Source organism: Lentibacillus cibarius (assembly GCF_005887555.1).
GTDB lineage: Bacteria > Bacillota > Bacilli > Bacillales > Amphibacillaceae > Lentibacillus > Lentibacillus cibarius.
On sequence record NZ_VCIA01000001.1, the window covers coordinates 3,254,688 to 3,271,920 of the forward strand.

At 42.3% G+C, this 17,233-nt stretch carries 18 protein-coding genes and 1 pseudogene; 10 read left to right on the top strand and 9 right to left on the bottom strand.

From position 1 onward, the window contains the following. Nucleotides 1-13: 13 nt before the first annotated feature. On the bottom strand, nt 14-949 hold the full coding sequence (locus FFL34_RS15980; protein ID WP_138604317.1) for a DMT family transporter: 936 nt from the start codon (nt 947-949) through the stop codon (nt 14-16). Between the two features lie 111 nt (nt 950-1,060). On the opposite strand from FFL34_RS15980, the gene FFL34_RS15985 reads away from it, so the two are divergent. Beyond that, nucleotides 1,061-1,375, top strand: a complete 315-nt coding sequence (locus FFL34_RS15985; protein WP_138604318.1) for a hypothetical protein — start codon at nt 1,061-1,063, stop codon at nt 1,373-1,375. Nucleotides 1,376-1,396: 21 nt separating this feature from the next. Here the strand turns inward: FFL34_RS15985 and FFL34_RS15990 are convergent, their stop codons facing one another. Together FFL34_RS15990 and FFL34_RS15995 are read right to left on the bottom strand one after the other, a co-directional pair. Next, nucleotides 1,397-1,903 (bottom strand): YkyB family protein, encoded by a 507-nt coding sequence (locus FFL34_RS15990; RefSeq protein WP_138604319.1) that lies wholly within the window; start codon nt 1,901-1,903, stop codon nt 1,397-1,399. Between the two features lie 172 nt (nt 1,904-2,075). Next, nucleotides 2,076-2,924 (bottom strand): metallophosphoesterase, encoded by an 849-nt coding sequence (locus tag FFL34_RS15995; RefSeq protein ID WP_138604320.1) that lies wholly within the window; start codon nt 2,922-2,924, stop codon nt 2,076-2,078. Nucleotides 2,925-3,007: 83 nt separating this feature from the next. Between FFL34_RS15995 and FFL34_RS18380 the strand changes: the two genes are divergently transcribed. Then, nucleotides 3,008-3,175 carry a hypothetical protein gene (locus tag FFL34_RS18380; RefSeq protein ID WP_171046416.1) on the top strand — a complete coding sequence of 56 codons (168 nt, stop codon included), beginning with the start codon at nt 3,008-3,010 and terminating at the stop codon, nt 3,173-3,175. Here the strand turns inward: FFL34_RS18380 and FFL34_RS16000 are convergent. Together FFL34_RS16000 and trhA are read right to left on the bottom strand one after the other, a co-directional pair. Then, nucleotides 3,168-4,577: an ISLre2 family transposase gene (locus tag FFL34_RS16000; protein WP_138601467.1), complete on the bottom strand. Its 1,410-nt coding sequence runs from the start codon at nt 4,575-4,577 to the stop codon at nt 3,168-3,170. The genes FFL34_RS18380 and FFL34_RS16000 overlap by 8 nt on opposite strands. Before the next feature lie 212 nt (nt 4,578-4,789). Further along, complete coding sequence (gene trhA, locus FFL34_RS16005) at nt 4,790-5,422, bottom strand: PAQR family membrane homeostasis protein TrhA (protein ID WP_138604321.1); 633 nt, start codon at nt 5,420-5,422, stop codon at nt 4,790-4,792. Between the two features lie 377 nt (nt 5,423-5,799). Between trhA and cbpB the strand changes: the two genes are divergently transcribed. From cbpB to FFL34_RS16020, 4 genes are all read left to right on the top strand, one after another. Further along, entirely contained in the window at nt 5,800-6,249 is a 450-nt protein-coding gene (gene cbpB, locus FFL34_RS16010) for a cyclic-di-AMP-binding protein CbpB (protein WP_138604322.1), read from the top strand. 64 nt (nt 6,250-6,313) lie between these two features. Further along, nucleotides 6,314-6,814, top strand: a complete 501-nt coding sequence (locus FFL34_RS16015) for a peptidase dimerization domain-containing protein (RefSeq protein WP_318279691.1) — start codon at nt 6,314-6,316, stop codon at nt 6,812-6,814. Nucleotides 6,815-6,826: 12 nt separating this feature from the next. Then, nucleotides 6,827-6,976 (top strand): hypothetical protein, encoded by a 150-nt coding sequence (locus FFL34_RS18970; protein ID WP_318279692.1) that lies wholly within the window; start codon nt 6,827-6,829, stop codon nt 6,974-6,976. Nucleotides 6,977-7,051: 75 nt separating this feature from the next. Next, nucleotides 7,052-7,303 carry a YkuS family protein gene (locus tag FFL34_RS16020; RefSeq protein ID WP_138604323.1) on the top strand — a complete coding sequence of 84 codons (252 nt, stop codon included), beginning with the start codon at nt 7,052-7,054 and terminating at the stop codon, nt 7,301-7,303. A 160-nt stretch (nt 7,304-7,463) separates the two neighbouring features. Here FFL34_RS16020 and FFL34_RS16025 read toward each other — a convergent pair whose 3' ends face one another. After that, the gene (locus FFL34_RS16025; RefSeq protein WP_138604324.1) at nt 7,464-8,285 is read right to left on the bottom strand and encodes a mechanosensitive ion channel family protein; all 822 of its coding nucleotides are present in this window, start codon (nt 8,283-8,285) and stop codon (nt 7,464-7,466) included. A 197-nt stretch (nt 8,286-8,482) separates the two neighbouring features. Between FFL34_RS16025 and FFL34_RS16030 the strand changes: the two genes are divergently transcribed. The 4 genes and pseudogenes from FFL34_RS16030 (at nt 8,483) to FFL34_RS16045 (ending at nt 13,492) form a co-directional block, all read left to right on the top strand. Continuing rightward, complete coding sequence (locus FFL34_RS16030) at nt 8,483-8,926, top strand: TlpA family protein disulfide reductase (protein WP_138604325.1); 444 nt, start codon at nt 8,483-8,485, stop codon at nt 8,924-8,926. Nucleotides 8,927-9,084: 158 nt separating this feature from the next. Then, nucleotides 9,085-10,833 (top strand): annotated as a pseudogene (locus tag FFL34_RS16035) (ABC transporter ATP-binding protein). Between the two features lie 12 nt (nt 10,834-10,845). Continuing rightward, the gene (locus FFL34_RS16040; protein ID WP_138604326.1) at nt 10,846-12,687 is read left to right on the top strand and encodes an ABC transporter ATP-binding protein; all 1,842 of its coding nucleotides are present in this window, start codon (nt 10,846-10,848) and stop codon (nt 12,685-12,687) included. Nucleotides 12,688-12,829: 142 nt separating this feature from the next. Beyond that, entirely contained in the window at nt 12,830-13,492 is a 663-nt protein-coding gene (locus tag FFL34_RS16045; protein WP_138604327.1) for a potassium channel family protein, read from the top strand. Nucleotides 13,493-13,962: 470 nt separating this feature from the next. On the opposite strand, the gene rnjA is transcribed toward FFL34_RS16045, so the two are convergent. The 3 genes from rnjA to def all read right to left on the bottom strand — a co-directional run bounded on the left by rnjA (nt 13,963) and on the right by def (nt 16,973). Next, nucleotides 13,963-15,630, bottom strand: a complete 1,668-nt coding sequence (gene rnjA, locus FFL34_RS16050; RefSeq protein ID WP_138604328.1) for a ribonuclease J1 — start codon at nt 15,628-15,630, stop codon at nt 13,963-13,965. A gap of 3 nt (nt 15,631-15,633) precedes the next feature. Further along, the gene (locus FFL34_RS16055; RefSeq protein ID WP_138604329.1) at nt 15,634-15,849 is read right to left on the bottom strand and encodes a DNA-dependent RNA polymerase subunit epsilon; all 216 of its coding nucleotides are present in this window, start codon (nt 15,847-15,849) and stop codon (nt 15,634-15,636) included. A 572-nt stretch (nt 15,850-16,421) separates the two neighbouring features. Further along, nucleotides 16,422-16,973, bottom strand: coding sequence for a peptide deformylase (gene def, locus FFL34_RS16060; protein ID WP_138604330.1), 552 nt, complete (start codon nt 16,971-16,973; stop codon nt 16,422-16,424). Nucleotides 16,974-17,233: the final 260 nt, after the last annotated feature.

Sequence of the window (17,233 nt, forward strand, 5' to 3'; positions counted from 1 at the left end):
TGAGTTAATTCAATCATAAATGGTTTTTTACACGTGTGTCGTGATGGACATCACTTAATGCAATCTTTTTCGGGGTGTTCTCCGGAAAAACTTGAATGAAAATGACGGCACCAATGATGCAAGCCATCCCGGTCATCTGGACGATAGTAAACGGCTCTTGAAACAGGAATATGCCAATCAATGCTGCGACTACCGGTTCAACTGTTGTCAGGATGGAGGCAAATGATGCTTCGGTAAGATTAAGCCCGTATGTATAAATGATATAAGCAAAGGCTGTAGGCAGAAATCCTAATCCAACTGCATAAAACAGGACAAGCGGATCCATCAGCAAATGCATTTTTTCCTCATATGGGAAAAATGGCAGTAGAAATAATGCAGCGACGACAAATGTGAATAGTGTGACGGAAAGACTGGTATATTTCTTCAAGGCGAATTTGCTGAAAATACTATATAACGCATACCCAAAACCTGAACCAAGTCCGAAAAGCACACTGCTGAGCTCGAACGTGCTAAGATTAAGCGGCACCAAGCCGACGACCAGTGCAACACCAGCAAGTGTAACGATAAGCGCTACGATTTTCGGCTTTGTCAGTGATTCCTTAAACAGCAGAAATGACAATATGGTAACAAAAGCAGGACCTGTATAAAGCAACGCGGTCGCTGTCGGTATAGTTGACATATCGATAGCTGTAAATAGGCAGAAGTTAAAGAAAACAATGCTGAAGATGCCTGTTCCGATAAAAAAGCCAATATCACGAAAAGAAGTGAGTTTCAGTTTTTTCGGTGCCGTCATGGCTAAGTAAATGATTAAAAGAAAAGCAGCCGAAGATACACGTAATGTCACTACTTCCATCGGCGTAAAACCATAGGAATATAGGTTTTTCACATACCAGCCAATGGTCCCCCATAATGAGGCGCCCAAAAGAATATAGATGAATGCTTTATTCAATGCCACAATCCCCCTTTTCATCTTACTGTTATTATAGCAGGCTTAATCAAGTATATTGCAGAACTAATTCGTTCATATTGGTAATAAGTGACTGGAAAGGGGTTGAGCTTATTGCCAGAACTAATTACTTTCTGGAGGGAAATCGACGCTGCTTATATGTATATAACCCTCGTAATTATAGTAGTTTATTTGCTTATTCGTCCTGTCGTCAATTGGGTTGTTTTAACAAGAACAACTAAATTATTGAATTACATCGTTAGCAGCCTGCTCATTCTCGTATTATTTCTATCCGGGATTGTGCTGACAACTATTTTTGATAGGGTGCTTCTGGCGACGGTCATGCATTGCCTTGCTTTGTTTGGTTTCTTTCTGACTGTTATTCACATTGGTCAGCAATTCTTCCGGAAAAAAAGGAAGCGCGTCTGAAACGTTCAGGCGCGCTTGCGGTTAGAAACGTGTTCGGGAACTCCGTCGTGTTTTACTGGGTGGCCAATCAATTCTTCCAAGCGATGATGGGGTGAAACAAGCAGATTTATAGTTTTTTGATCTAGCATTTTTTCCCATTACACTGTGCTGTTTTGGCGGTTTCCAGTCAATATGACGATAGATGATTTTTTTCGCTTGTGATAGTGACATTCTTGCTGGGGGGTTCCGGTAGTGTTTGTCCAACTCACCCAAATGCTTCAGTTCTTTAAAATCTTCCTTTGTCGGAGGGATATGAAAGAAATAATCCCCAACCTTCACCAGAAGTGTCGAGTGCTGATTGCTGAATTTAGGGTGGTTTGAGAAGTGCAGGCCTATTTTCTCGGCACGTTTCTCTTTCAAAAGCAAGTTAATGGATTCTTTTTTGATATAATAAAGATGCTTGGGTTCTGGAGCTGTCTTGGCGTGGCGATTGATTGTGAACAATGCCCGGGCAAGTTCATTAAGCGGAATGTGCGTTTTCTGATTCATTTGTGTTTACCTCCTTTCCATCTACTAAGATTTACCTACACTTACTATTAGCCTACCGCATAGCTTGTCTTATTTCAATATACAAACACTGTCTAAGCAGAATAATTTTCTTTTCAACAATGAAAACGTCCAACTAAGCTCTGGGAGGGGAGAATGTATCTGGTGCCACCTGTCAGGATTTTAATTGAAACAGATGAATCTCAGGTTTGCATAGAAAACGGTATGGCAAGCGCGTGGTGCCGATTCCACGGTTCACATACAACGTCAAATTGCTTGTTTCGAATGTATGTTCACCCTGCACATACTTTTGTGCATAAAGTGGTGTATACAAGTGACCGACGAATGGCAGCCGGACTTGTCCACCGTGACTATGTCCAGAAAGCTGTACATCCACTGGGAATTGGACAGTTTCATCAGCATAATCCGGTTCATGTGCAAGCAGGATGGTGAAGGTGTCAGGGTCTGCATTAGTCAAGGCCTTTTCTAGGTCGGGTGAGCCAAGCATGACATCGTCAATACCTGCTACTACAAACTGCCGGTTATTGCGTTCAATGGTGGTATGTGTGTTTTTTAGCAGGTGGAAATCCGCTTTGTCCATCACCTTTTTTACAATGTCCGTACCATAGCCTCCGTGATCGTGATTACCATATATCCAGTATTTTCCGTTATTGGCTTGAAGCTTTTTCAGCAGCTGGGTTAGTTCGCCGCTCCAGTGATAGGTATCCGGCTTATCGACAAGATCCCCGGTGAATACAATTAAATCGGGCTTTAAGCTATTGATTTCATCTACTAATTCCGAAAATTGTTTGAGCGAATAATGAAACCCTATGTGCGTATCTGAAAATTGGACGATGGTAAAGTCATCAAAGGCGGCGGAAAGTTTAGTTGATGATAGTTCCTGCTGATGGATGGAAAGCATTCGAGGCTCAACATCACGTGCATAATAATAGCCTCCACCGCCTAACCCGACAAGCGCAGTCAAACTCCCAATTGTTCGTTTTAAAAATGTGCGTCTGTTCATCTATATCTGCCTCTTTAAGGGAACATTTTGCTGTTAGCTAATATAATCATAACCTATTTTGCATATACAGGAAATATGCCGCGGTGAAAAGTATGTGTCAATCTTTTCTCGATGTGGTTGTCACACCAATATATTTGGCACTCTATTTTTGTACACGTTTTCCGGCTACCGCGCTGTCGCTTGGTGGCCTGCATGTTTTCGTCACGTTCCAAAACCCGGAACCTGACAAAAACATGCAGGGTATTACCTAAAACTCTTCATCAAGTTTCCTATCGCTGATGAATGGGCTGTATATAAACTGATGGAACCTTCTTTTGCGCCAATCGATGGGCGTGTTGGCTGATTCAAATACTCCGTCATGCGAACGGTCTTTTCAACGTCTCGCTGCTTGCGTGCGCTTCGTTTTTGGGATGTGAGATAAACATCCCGCAACGTGTTATTGAGGATACCCTGTTTTACTTTCACCATAGCTTCACTGCCTTCTACGCTCCAATGCATCCCCCGTCTTTTCATCCGGAAAGAAACGCGACGCTGATTGGATTCCATAGCCCCTAAGCCTCGTGCGTCTTCTGGCGGGTCTTCCACTTTCTCACGCCAGTCAAAAATACGATCCCAATTGTGCTGAATGTAAGTTCGAAAACCGTTTACCTTTTCTACCTGTTTTGCGTTTTCCAGGGTACTTTCGTATGTATCCAGCCAAAGTATGAACTGTTGCCAATCGTGTTGTTTTAACGCTTTTCTTATCCCGTCCTTAAATTCACTCTTTTCACCGCCTAATGCCCGATTTAACGCCTGAGCTACATGGTAAGCGTCAAGTTGATTCAACACGGGATAACGGGACTGGGAAAAGGCTTCCTGGAACCGTTCAGCTGTGTAGCCCTGCCCGCCATCACTATTTGTCACAACCTGCGTATTCTCCAGCGAATAACCATGGGCCGCATATGACTGCACCTCTTTCCAAAAGTCATCAGTCGGCTTCGTTGTCATGATTACGTGTTGATTGCTGAGTGAGACCCGTTTGCCATTTTTGACCCAGCCTTCATGCATAATCGCATGCCGGACCTCATGGCTTTTCTTTTTCTTTGTAGAACGGACAAAAACGCCATCTGCCTCTGTATATAAATAGTCAACTTCTTTTCCCTCCGGAAGGGACGCTGCTTCCTCCAGTTCAGCCGCCAGTTCCACATCAGCCTGGGACTGCGCATCTCCAACACGCTTCACGATACTCCCGACTGTTTGATGACTCATCGTTACGGGGGTCCATTCCTTCAAAGTTTGGACTGATGCACGATACGTGCTCTCACTAGCCAATTCAGCCACTTTTACCTCCGTCAGGGGACTGTATCGTTGACTTTTCCGAAGACCAGCCCACTCATCAAAGGGATAGTGAGAATCACCTTTCAGGTCATGCATTAATGTATGCCGAAAACGAACTGCCCCAAACGTGAATTGAACCGTTTTCCAATCTTCACGCTCGACAGTCCAGCCCAACTTCTGTTTCTCAGCTTTAATCACCTTATTAATCTGTGTGAACACTTCCCCCATCTGGGAAGCAAACACCTCATACATATAGAGTCGAATGCTTTCTTCCAAATCAACTAAGTTGTTTGTTTCCTTTATTAATGCGTATAATCTTGATATAATAGTTTCCATGAGAAGGCCTCTTTCGAAATGTATTTGCCCGTCAAAGCATACATTTATGATAGAGTGCCTTCTCTTTTTTGACTAGAAAATTGCCTCAGGTGGCCCCGAGAATTATTTTACACATATCGGTGAAAAATAGTTGTTTGTTAATAAATAAGTTATGAGGACATACGAAGACACCAGCAGTTGTTACTGGTGCTATAGTGTCCATATTCATTTTGTCAGACAACATAATAAAAAATGCAAAGAAAATGAAACATAGACCCCGCCAGTACAAATATATGCCAGATGACATGATGGTAACAAAATCCTCGCCACAAGTAAAAAACAGTACCGATCGAATAGAAAAGCCCACCTATGATTAAAAGTAAAATCCCATTCTCATGCATAGTTGATAATAGTGGTTTCCATACAAATAGAATGAGCCATCCCATCAATAGATAACAGAATGTTGACAATACAAGAAAACGGTCAATGAAAAAAATTTTAAATATAATGCCTACTAGGGCAATTCCCCATACGATTGCAAGCATTTTCCAACCAAGTTCACCGCGTAATTGTAATACTAAAAAAGGGGTATAGGTTCCGGCGATGAATAGATAAATGGAGGAGTGATCAGCAATGACAAAGATTTCTTTCCATCGTCCGTTAGGCAAACTGTGTACAATGGTGGAACACAAGTACATCACAAACATGGTGGTGCCAAAAATGAAGGCTGATATAAGTTGTGTCATGTTTCCGGCCCATGTAGAAGCGGTAAGCAGGATGAGAGCACCAATGCTTAATAATGCACCAATGCCATGAGTTATGGCATGTATAACCTCTTCTTTCTTTGTGTATTTGTGTATTTGCATGTTTATGCCTCTTTTTCTTATGTTATATCGATAGTATACGCAAAGCCAACCCATTCTGTGCGGGAGCGGTCTTGAGCTAGGATGTGAATTTTTTTGTAATGCTATTCGGCGGGAAAAGATGTTTCTATGGTGTTCATATGGTAAACTGTACTATAGATGATGAACCAACTCCTTTCTGCAGCGTAAAATAATAACAAACCACTTTTTTAAAAAGATAAGAAAATAAAAATTGGCGATATGATTTTTACTTGCAAGATTAGCCACGTACGGATCCGACGTACAGGACGTTGCAGGCGCCCGGACAGAATGTCGCGTTGGGCATTTGCGCCTTTGTTTAGTTCTTCATGCATGTTTAGTATTTGAAAGGAGCGTTTTTAATGAGTGCAACCCAAGATAAGAAGTTAGCCGATATTGTTATTGATGATTTGATGATTTCATCGGAAAAAGTCGCCCATGTGCAGGTTAATAACCCATTGGAGCATGCATTGCTGATTCTTGTGAAATCAGGATATTCAGCTGTGCCAGTTTTGGATTCATCTTATAAACTTGTCGGAACAATAGGAAAAACACGCATTTTAAATGCAGTACTGGGACTGGAGCGGTTTGAAACAGAAAAATTGTCGGAGATGCGCGTGCAAGAAGCGATGAACACCGATATTCCACGTTTGTCAAGGACAGATTCATTCATGGATGGTTTGAAAGCGGTCATTAATTATCCATTTGTCTGTGTAGCCGATGAAGAGAATCATTTTGATGGGATACTAACAAGACGTGTCATTCTGAAACAATTGAAACGGGACTTTTATACATTTAAAAGTAATGAGTAATGATTCCATATTCCGGCGATTGCAAAGGCATCTATTCCAGATTACCTTTCATGAGAGCTGCTTGTTGCGAGCGCCGGATGTGTTTGCCAAAGTAAAGCTAACACTATACATATTGTTTGCCAATACCAGTGAATTGTTTCTTGATTTCAAAGGGCAGGGTGGTCATGCTGCATATCCGCATCTAACAAAGGATATGGGTGTGGCGGCATGCAGTTTTGTTGAGAAAACTCAGGAGGTTATTTCCAGGAAGGTAGATCCGCTGGAAAGTGCTGTACTGACAATTGGTAAAATCGAAAGCGGGTTTGTGCAAAATGCAATTGCAGAAACTGCCCGACTGGAAGGAACCATCCGCACGCTTGATGCCTCGTCCATCGATGTTATCAAACAAAAACTGGAAACGGTCATCCGCGGTTTTGAAATAGCCCACGACTGTTTCATTGAGGTTGATTACGGCGCAAATTACTATCAAGTGACGAATGATAAGCGATACGTCGATTTATTTGCTGATGTGATGAGCAACTCCGGTATCGATTATAAGGAAGCAGCACCAGCAATGACAGGTTAAGATTTCGGCTACATGCTTAAAGAGATTCCCGGGTTCATGGTCTGGCTTGGGGTAGATTCGGCATCCGGCTTGCACAGTGCACAGCTGAAGCCTAATGAATCTGCACTTGAAACGGGTGTCCATGCTGCAACAGCTATGATAAATGCTATTTCTGAACAATAATACATCTGTATACTTTCGCCACAAAGGATAAAACTAGGTATGAACATGTTGACTGAACTGGAGGAGGTATACACGATGGCACGAATAGGTGTGGAAGAAACACTTACAGACGTTAAAGAAGCGTTAGCAGAAATGGGGCATGATGTCGTCGATCTACATTCAGAAGATGACACCGGGTACTGTGATTGCTGTGTCATTTCTGGACAGGATAAAGATGTGATGGGGATGTCAACAGCAAGTATAGCAGGCCCCGTCGTTAATGCAGATGGTCAGAATGCCGAAGAAGTATGCCAAATGGTGAGCGACCGACTGAAAACAAATCAATAGAAAAAATAAGCTTCGGTTCAACTGCAATATTGCATAACCGAAGCTTATTTTATTTGTTAGGAATTTATAAATTTGGGTTGCTGAGGACAATCGAGGTACCAAATCAGCCACGTCCAGCAAGACGCACAGGACGTTTCGGTTTGAGCCTGTAAAGGTCTTTCTAATTGCTTTTTTGTATAACAACATGATGCGGGTAGGGAATGGTAATCCCTTCCTGGTCAAAGGCTTCCTTAATGGCTTTCCGCAAGGCACGTTCGCATTCCCACTGCAAACCGTTTTCCGTTTGTCCGACAACACGTAGAATGACTTCAGATGATCCGATGCTTTGTACTCCAATGACATTTGGACCATCCTTGAAACGTTCATCTTCCTGAAATGCAGCGCATACACGCTCGAGCACGGAAATGGCTTCATCCATATTGTCATGGTAACTGATCCGCATATCCACAAGCGCTCGCATATTGCCTCTTGAATGATTGGCCACTCCTTCTATATGGCGATTTGGCACATAATTTAACGTACCGTTGAAACTGCGTATTTTCGTCGTACGCAACCCTACTTCTTCTACTATTCCATCATAACCGGCAGTGGTTATGTAATCATCAATTTCCAACTGATGCTCCAGTAATATGAAAAATCCTGTCACGATATCACTGACAAGTCCCTGTGCTCCAAAACCAATGGCAAGCCCGATAATACCTGCTCCAGCAAGTAAAGGACCAATCGGAATATTCAAGACTGCAAAAAGCATGATAATAAATAAGAAGCCTGCCGCATAAGAGAATACATTCACCAATAACTTTTCCAGTGTTTTAATCCGGGTTGGTGACGCTTTCTGACTTGAACCAGCCCGCTGGATAGATTTCACGATAACTTTTTTCCCAATTGGTATGAAAAGGATAAATAAAAAAATCAGCAGTCCGACTCTTAAGGCAAAACTTATAATGGCTGCCAGATTGAACTGGATTCCCAAAAGTTCCATGTACAACTTCCTCTCTACAACAATTTTACATACAATCACTATATACCTTGTATCGTTTGATTTAAAACGTCCGACTCGGGCGAAGGTGTTTTAACCATAGTGATACAAGCATTTGATTTGTGTCTTAGTCGTCGGAAAAGCCACCGACAGACGGAATAAATTAATAGGGAATTCTTTGTCGGACAGGAGGAAATAAAATGAAATTACGTGATCAGATGCCTGAGCTTAAAGGCGCAACAAAATGGTTAAACAGTAAACCAATATCAAAAAAAAAGCTAATCGGAAAGAAGCCAACGTTCATTCATTTTTGGTCAATTAGCTGCAGCATGTGCAAAAAAATGATGCCGAAAGTGAATGAACTTTGTGCTGAATACAAACAAGATGTAAACGTGATATCTGTCCACATGCCGCTTTCTGAGAAAGATAAGGATCTAGAAGCGGTGAAACGGACAGCAGCAGAACACAACATAACCCAGCCGATTTTTATAGACGATCAGCACATACTGACTGATGCATTTGAAAATGAGTATGTGCCGGCATACTATGTGTTTGATGCAAGCGGTAAATTGAGGTATCGCCAAGCTGGGCGGACAGGAATAAAAATGCTTCAGAAACGTATTAACCGGATTTTAAACGAATAGTGAGTGAAAAAACATCTGCCAGTTCTTGGCGGATGTTTTTTCATGAATGATATTCCAAAAATTTATAAAAGTTTTTAAAATTTGCTCAAAGGGTATAGAATTTTACTTCGGAACCCGTTATATTAGATATGATGAAATGACATGAGGGAGGGAACACATTGCAGACGTTTAAAAAACTGAAGCAATTCTATTGGCCACATAAGAGATTTTTGATTTTCTCAGTGATTGCTTTATGTTTTGTGGTAACGATTACCGTCGTTTATCCGATTGTTTTGCAATTGACGATTGATGAGGTTGTACTAAAGAATCGGTATTATTTAATCCCCCTTATTGCGGGTGGTTTCTTTGGACTTATGCTCATAAAAGCGATAGCTACTTTCTTACATCAGTATATGGGAGATTTATTCGGAATCACTTCTGTTTACAAGGTACGGGAAAAGCTTTACGACAAATTACAGGTATTATCGTTCAAGTACTATGACAATGCCAGAACTGGTGACATCATGTCTCGGCTGACAACTGATGTGGAAATGTTCCGCAACTTTTTGTCATTTGGCTTTTCTGAACTAATTCGTATTGCATTGCTAATTGTGATCAGTCTGGGAGTTATGTTTTTCTATTCCATTCCTTTGGCACTCATTACGATGGCGTCAATGCCGTTTTTGGCAGTCGTTGCCTTTATGTTTGAAAAACGTGCTCATCCAGCCTTCAGAGGGATACGGAAATCATTCGGGCGGCTGAATACAAGGGTGCAGGAGAATATTAGCGGGATGAACACCGTTAAGTCGCTGTCTTGAGAAGACTTTGAAATTGGCAGGTTTTCTGACAATAACGACAACTACCGCCAGAATTATTTATACACTGCCGGCATCTGGTCGAAATACTTTCCGGTTATGGAGCTCATCGGAAATGCTTGTGCAGTGCTGTTACTAGCTTATGGTGGTTACCTTGTCATTAACGGTAATCTTCATCTCGGTGAACTTGTGGCTTTTTTCAGCCTCGTCTGGTATATCATGGATCCGCTTATGGAACTTGGCTTCGTCATTAATCAGTTCTCCCAGGCGAAAGCTTCCGGTGAACGTTTACTGGAGATTCTGGAGGCTAGGGAAGATATTACGGAGAAAGCTGATGCGATTGATATACCGATTAGTGGGCATGTCACATTTCGGGATGTAACACTGACATATATAAAAGAGGATGATACAGCGCTATCTGACATAACATTTGATGCGCCTCCTGGAAAAATCATCGGCCTGATTGGATCAACCGGGGCCGGCAAGACGAGTATCACCCAGCTAATTCCCCGCTTTTATGAGCCGGAAAAAGGGGAAGTGCTTCTGGATGGGAGACCTGTTAGTGATTATACGCTGAAAACATTGCGGAGGCATATTGGATTTGTACTACAGGAATCATTTTTGTTTTCCACAACCATCAGGGAAAATATTCGATATGGCAATATGGATATGCCTGAGGAACAGATCATTGATGCAGCTAAACGTGCACAGGCGCATGACTTTATCATGGAAATGCCTGACGGATATGATACGTTGCTCGGCGAACGCGGTATGGGGTTATCCGGCGGGCAAAAGCAGCGGATCGCGATCGCCCGGGCTATCTGCATTAATCCAAGCGTTCTTGTTCTTGATGATGCAACGTCCGCTGTTGATATGGAAACGGAATTTAAAATACAACAAGCATTAAAGGAAGTGATGAAAGGAAGAACAACCTTTATCATTGCGCATCGGATTTCTTCGTTAAAACATGCCGATGAAATCATTGTCCTTGAGGATGGACAGATTGCTGAACGCGGTAAACACGAGCAATTAGTGCGAAATAATGGTCCATACGAACGGATTTACAATATTCAGTATCAGGATCGTGAGCAAATTATGCATACTGCAACCTAAGGGGGATCTATGATGGCAGTAACAAATGAAGCGTCAAAAGAAAACCGTCAATTGAACAGGTTTCACTACACCATTGACCATGCAGTAGAAAAACCGTTTAATTGGAAGCAGATGTTGCGGCTGCTCAGTTATTTAAAACCTTATGCAACAACCTATTTGCCCGGTGCCATTGCAGCTATGATTATCTCAACAGCAGTCAGACTGATTGTACCGATTCTGATTGGTAAAGTTGCCATAGATATGGTGATTGCCAATAAAAACATGAACATGCTAGTTTATCTTGTCATAGGTACTGGCCTTCTATATTTGCTTAGCTATGTAGGCAATGTATTTCGAATTAAGTGGGTCAATATACTTGGGCAAAATGTTATTTATGATCTGCGGCAGCACCTATTTTCCCATGTTCAACGGCTGTCACACCGATTTTTTGATTCGCGTTCAGGCGGGTCGATTATCGTCCGAATCATGAATGATACAAATGCATTGCAGGAACTGTTCACAAACGGTATCATCAATCTTTTAATGGATATCGTGATGCTGTTGGGCATGATCGCTATTCTGTTTTCGCTGAGTCCAAAACTGGCACTTGCCATACTGGTCATTTTGCCGATTATGTTCTATATTTCAACAAAACTGCGGCGTAACATCAGGCGTTCGTGGCAGCAAGTGCGCATTCAGCAGTCACGGTTAAATTCGCATTTGAACGAAAGTATCCAAGGCGTTCGTATTACCCAGTCGTTTTCCCAGGAAACAGAAAACGCAGCATACTTTGATGGGGTGAATACAGATAACTTTTCCAGCTGGCGCACAGCTACCAAGAAAAGCGCCATGTTCCGGCCGTTTGTCGAAATGAGCAATGCCATCGGAACAATTATTCTTATTTCCTATGGAGTGTATCTTATTTTGCTTGGTGAAACAAACGGCGGCATTACAACCGGTACGTTTGTGTCATTTGGCTTTTACACTGGGATGTTCTGGGAACCGATTTCCCGGCTGGGTCAGATGTATAATCAGCTGCTAATGGCGATGTCGGCATCTGAGCGTATTTTTGAATTTCTTGATGAAAAACCGAATGTAGTGGATAAACCGGATGGCGTAGATTTACCTGATATGAAGGGACATATTGAATTTGATCGGGTTAAGTTTGCGTATGACGAAGAACGGGTTGCGCTGCACGACGTATCGCTGGAAATGAAAGCGGGGCAAACCGTTGCATTGGTAGGACACACAGGCAGCGGGAAATCAACAATCGCCAATCTGATCAGCCGTTTTTATGATCCGACAGAAGGTACTGTCAAGATTGATGGATTTGATTTGCGTGATGTCAAGCTCAATCAGCTTCGTCAGCAAATCAGTGTCGTATTGCAGGATACGTTTATATTTTCAGGTACCATTATGGAGAACATCCGGTTTGGGCGTCCGGATGCAACTGACGAAGAAGTAATCGAGGCATCAAAAGTGGTCGGTGCTGATGAGTTCATCAAGCGTCTTGCGAACGGGTATGAAACAGAGGTGGAAGAACGAGGCAACATACTATCAGCAGGTGAACGCCAGCTGCTATCCTTTGCCAGGGCGTTGCTGGCCAATCCGCGCATATTAATTCTGGATGAGGCAACCGCAAGCATTGATACGGAAACAGAAGTGAAAATCCAGCATGCACTGGAGCGTTTGTTGAAAGGTCGAACAGCGATCATCATAGCTCATCGTCTTTCCACCATTAGGGAGTCTGACAATATATTCGTTCTGGAAAACGGAAAAATACTTGAGAGCGGTAACCATGATGAGCTTATGCAGCAACAGGGGGAATACTTTGAGCTTGTTAAATCTCAATTTGAAATGTTTGATGCCATATGATTATTTAAAAGACATTTGTTGCTCCTGTAGCTGCTCCAGTTGAACGGATGCCTGATGTTCTTGCACAATTAACTTCTTATGTCATTTTTTGTGTGATGTGATAGACTATGAGGGAGCACATTGGATGATGGGGGTCAGTGGAATGAAACGAGATTATGCAGTAATCGGACTAGGCCGTTTCGGCGGCAGCATTTGCGAAGAACTGAACCAGGAAGGAATGCAGGTGCTGGCTATTGACAAAGATGAGGATAAGATAAACGAATTCAAAAATATTGCATCCCATGCAGTTATGGCTGATTCAACGGATGAAGCGACATTACGGGAATTAGGCATTAAAAATATCGATCATGTGATTGTGGCAATTGGTGACAACATTCAGGCTAGCATACTGACGACCGTTGTCCTGACTGACTTGAATATCAAAAAAATCACAGTAAAAGCACAAAATGACTATCATGAGAAAATATTAAACCGGATTGGCGCTCATCAGGTTGTCCACCCTGAACGGGATATGGGAAAACGGATTGCACGAAATATAATATCCAACAATATTCTGGATTATTTGGAGCTTTCAGATGACCACAGTATCGTTGAGGTGAAAGCCGGCGAGCGGATGCGCGGCAAGACGCTTGTGGATTTGGATATACGTGCGAATTACGGTTGTAACGTTGTAGCCATTAAACGTGAAAAGGAAATTAACGTATCCCCGGCAGCAGATGACATCCTAAAAGAGGGAGATATCCTAATTATTATTGGGTCAGATAAGGACATTTCCAGATTCGAAAAGCATCTTGTGATTGATTGACCATCTTTTGTTTGGAGTCGTTATGTTATTGTTGATACAGAAACCTGTAAGAAAAGAGCCGTGAGCATGCCATATGCTCACGGCTCTTTTGATGAAATTGTATCAGGATTCTGGAAAGAAGGGACGTTTAGGCGTTTTTTACCAGGGTAAGAAAGTATAAAGTGAAGCGATATAATTTTTAGTGGCAAAGTTAAGCCACGTCCGGCTCCAGCGCCCAGCGACTAGCGCGACTTCCTTCACCTCCGTACGATAAGTCAACATTGACTCCCTATGGTCGTCGTGTTTCCTTTATCTCCTGCGGCTAGTAGGGAAGATCGGCTAAACCCGCCGCGATGCGCGGCAACGCCAATCCACCTGCGACGCGCAGGCGCAATCCGTACGTCGCTACGACGCACAGGATGTGCTAGTGCAGGCGTTGTCACAGGACGTGACGGTTTTAGCCTGCTAGGGCGCTTGCGCCTTTGTTCTGTTTATACTTCCATAATGATCGGCAGCACCATTGGCCTCCGCTTTGTTTTTTCAAAGAGGAAAGGTGCGATGGTATTAGTTATTTCGTTTTTAATTTCGGACCATTGGCTTGTCCTGCGCTCCATCACCTTATCCAGATGTTTTGCTACAAGTTTTTGCGCTTCATTAATTAAGTCTTCTGATTCACGCATGTAAACGAAGCCGCGCGAAATAATATCAGGTCCGGATGCAATTTTAAATTCCTTCATATTAATGCTTACCACAATCATGACAAGACCTTCTTCGGATAGAATGCGGCGGTCACGTAACACAATGTTACCAATATCACCAATGCCGCTTCCATCGACATAAATGGAACCTGAAGGAATCTTTCCTGCAATCATGGCATTATCTTTTCCGAGTGCTAACACGTCACCGTTATCCATGACAAAGGAATTGTTAGGATTGATTCCACATGCCTCACCTAATTTAAGGTGTTCTTTCAGCATCCGATATTCACCATGGATTGGCATGAAGTATTTTGGCTGTATCAGTCGGAGCATCAACTTTTGCTCATCCTGGCTTCCATGTCCGGAAGTGTGAATATTACTGAGTTTGCCGTGAATAACATCTGCTCCCGCCCGGTAGAGTTTATTAATCGTCTTGCTTACACTGACCGTGTTGCCAGGGATTGGAGATGACGAGAACACGACCGTATCACCGGGGATTATTTGTATTTGCCGGTGAGTTCCATTAGCAATACGGGACAGTGCAGCCATTGGCTCGCCCTGTGAACCTGTACATAAAATGGTAACTTTATGGGCCGGTAAACGGTTGATTTGGTTCGGCTCGATAAATGTATCTTTCGGTGCTTGAATATAGTCTAGTTCCTGTCCGATACGGATGGCAGATTCCATGCTTCGTCCAAACACGGCAATTTTACGGTCATGTTTAACTGCTGCTTCCACTACCTGTTGCAGGCGATAGATGTTGGAAGCAAAGGTAGCAAAAATTAATCGCCCGTCAACCCTACTGAAAATATCATTAATGTTATCGCCAACGACCCGTTCGGACATGGTAAAGCCTGGAACCTCACTATTCGTACTGTCTGAAAGGAGGCATAACACACCTTCTTTGCCAATTTCGGCCATTTTGGCAATGTTTGCAGGTTCGCCAACGGGGGTGAAGTCAAATTTAAAATCACCGGTATGGACGACATTTCCTGGTGGTGTTTTTACGACGATACCGAATGAATCAGGAATACTGTGGGTCGTACGGAAAAAGGAAACAGATGTTTTACGGAATTTGATAACGTCTTCTTCCTGAATTGTATTCAATTTAGTGCTTCGCAACAAGCCATGTTCTTCCAGTTTGTTGCGTATTAATCCGATCGCAAGTTTGCCGGCGTAAATCGGCACATTTATTTCACGCAAGAGGTATGGGATGCCGCCGATATGGTCCTCATGCCCATGAGTTATGAATAATCCTTTAATTTTATCCTTATTTTGTATTAGGTAGGTGTAATCCGGAATGACATAGTCAATACCAAGTAATTCATCTTCGGGAAATTTAATTCCGGCATCCACCAAAATGATTTCATCCTGGAATTGGATGCCATATGTGTTTTTCCCGATTTCACCTAGTCCTCCCAAAGCAAATACCGCTGTCTGATCATTTTTGACAAACTTCATTTACTAGACAGTCTCCAGTTCAAAATGCTCGGATTGTTTTTCATAATTTAAATGTGCATCACTCAGCGGCTGGACAAATTCAATATTTATATCATAATTGCGATCGTACAGTTTATTGCGTACTTCTCTTTCGGATTCAGCTTCAACATATAAGCTTTGCGTGCGTTCACGTACAGGTATTTCATCAGGCAAATCCTGATAATACACTTTATAAATCATTGTTATCTCTCCTTTTTTCGTTTGTCAGTTAAAACGTAAATTCCGTATTCTGTTTCTTCGGCTAAACTAATTTCTTATTTACGCAGATGGATTCAGTAATCCAGCCGTGTAATCTTCTTCCAGTATCATCCTGTTATGGCTTTTTTACACAGAAGACCCGAATCGTCCGAGATTGACTTCGATATGGGTGGCACCTATAACCGATGAAGGTGCATGAAACTTCACATACGCTTTTTCTTTTTCTACTTAAGACAGTCCTTGTTAAATGTAGTAGGTACACGTCCTCTTCCCAGAAAATCTTTCAAGCGTTTTTTTAGCTTTTCTCTCAGGCGTTTCAACATGTGATACGCATCTCCTTTCCGAAGTTTAAGAAAAGCAATAAAAACGTTCTGCCGATCCAATCCCTCTTACCATACAGTATAATACGGTTTCAGTAATTTTGGAAATAAAAATACTGTATTTAGTTAAAAAAAGGTTATTTTCCGGAATTCGTACGTCTATTTTCTGCTGTTGGCTGGTATATTATTCAGTATAAAAAATAGGAATCCATGAACCATAGATTCCCGCAGATATCAGTCGATTGCTTTTGCGTTGTCTGGGATAGCAAAAGGATTTTCTTGATTAATGTGGTCGTAAAACATGACGCCATCAAGGTGATCGATTTCGTGCTGTACAACGATTGCGGCAAAGTCACGTAGACGCAACTTGATTTCGTTTCCCTCCATATCTAATGATTTAACAGTGACACGAGCATAGCGGGGAACATAACCTTCCACGTCCCGGTCGACTGAAAGACAGCCTTCCCCTGAAGCAAGATAAGCCTTTTCTACTGAGTGACTTACGATTTTAGGATTGACGAGTCCGTAGCTATACAGTTTGCCTCTTGGATCTTCAAAATGGACTGCACACAAGCGTTTGCTGATGCCAAGCTGTGGTGCTGCAAGCCCGACACCAGGCCTTAATTGGTACTTGTTTGCTAATTCCTCATTCTGACTGTTTTTAAGAAAAGTTAGCATATCTTCTAACAATTGCCTATCCTCGTCGGAGGGAGGAACAGGCACCTCTTGTGTTTTTGCACGTAATGATGGATGGCCCTCACGTACAATGTTCTCCATTGTGATCATGGTTCACACTCCCTAGTAGTCGAAATAGATTCATTCATCCGCACTTTTTGCCCTTGGATACATAGGGCTTGAGCAGACTTTAGTATGTGTGTAGGTAATCGTATTTTAACATAATTTGTTTACCTGTATCATAAAATTTGTTGTAGGATGTGTGTTTTTTGATTGATGAATTAGTTGATGCAAGTTAGGATGATTGCAAGCAGTGGGTTTATTGCTAAGGCAAAATTGGTAAACAGGATTTGGTAACTTAAATGTATGTT

Coding starts and splice junctions, on each gene's coding strand:
- FFL34_RS18970 (WP_318279692.1), top strand. CDS start 6,827: ATGCTTAAAGAGATTCCCGGGTTCATGGTCTGGCTTGGGGTAGATTCG.
- def (WP_138604330.1), bottom strand. CDS start 16,973: ATGATCACAATGGAGAACATTGTACGTGAGGGCCATCCATCATTACGT.
- rnjA (WP_138604328.1), bottom strand. CDS start 15,630: ATGAAGTTTGTCAAAAATGATCAGACAGCGGTATTTGCTTTGGGAGGA.
- trhA (WP_138604321.1), bottom strand. CDS start 5,422: ATGCAAATACACAAATACACAAAGAAAGAAGAGGTTATACATGCCATA.
- FFL34_RS16000 (WP_138601467.1), bottom strand. CDS start 4,577: ATGGAAACTATTATATCAAGATTATACGCATTAATAAAGGAAACAAAC.
- FFL34_RS16045 (WP_138604327.1), top strand. CDS start 12,830: ATGAAACGAGATTATGCAGTAATCGGACTAGGCCGTTTCGGCGGCAGC.
- FFL34_RS16025 (WP_138604324.1), bottom strand. CDS start 8,285: ATGGAACTTTTGGGAATCCAGTTCAATCTGGCAGCCATTATAAGTTTT.
- FFL34_RS16030 (WP_138604325.1), top strand. CDS start 8,483: ATGAAATTACGTGATCAGATGCCTGAGCTTAAAGGCGCAACAAAATGG.
- FFL34_RS15995 (WP_138604320.1), bottom strand. CDS start 2,924: ATGAACAGACGCACATTTTTAAAACGAACAATTGGGAGTTTGACTGCG.
- cbpB (WP_138604322.1), top strand. CDS start 5,800: ATGAGTGCAACCCAAGATAAGAAGTTAGCCGATATTGTTATTGATGAT.
- FFL34_RS15990 (WP_138604319.1), bottom strand. CDS start 1,903: ATGAATCAGAAAACGCACATTCCGCTTAATGAACTTGCCCGGGCATTG.
- FFL34_RS16020 (WP_138604323.1), top strand. CDS start 7,052: ATGGCACGAATAGGTGTGGAAGAAACACTTACAGACGTTAAAGAAGCG.
- FFL34_RS16040 (WP_138604326.1), top strand. CDS start 10,846: ATGGCAGTAACAAATGAAGCGTCAAAAGAAAACCGTCAATTGAACAGG.
- FFL34_RS16055 (WP_138604329.1), bottom strand. CDS start 15,849: ATGATTTATAAAGTGTATTATCAGGATTTGCCTGATGAAATACCTGTA.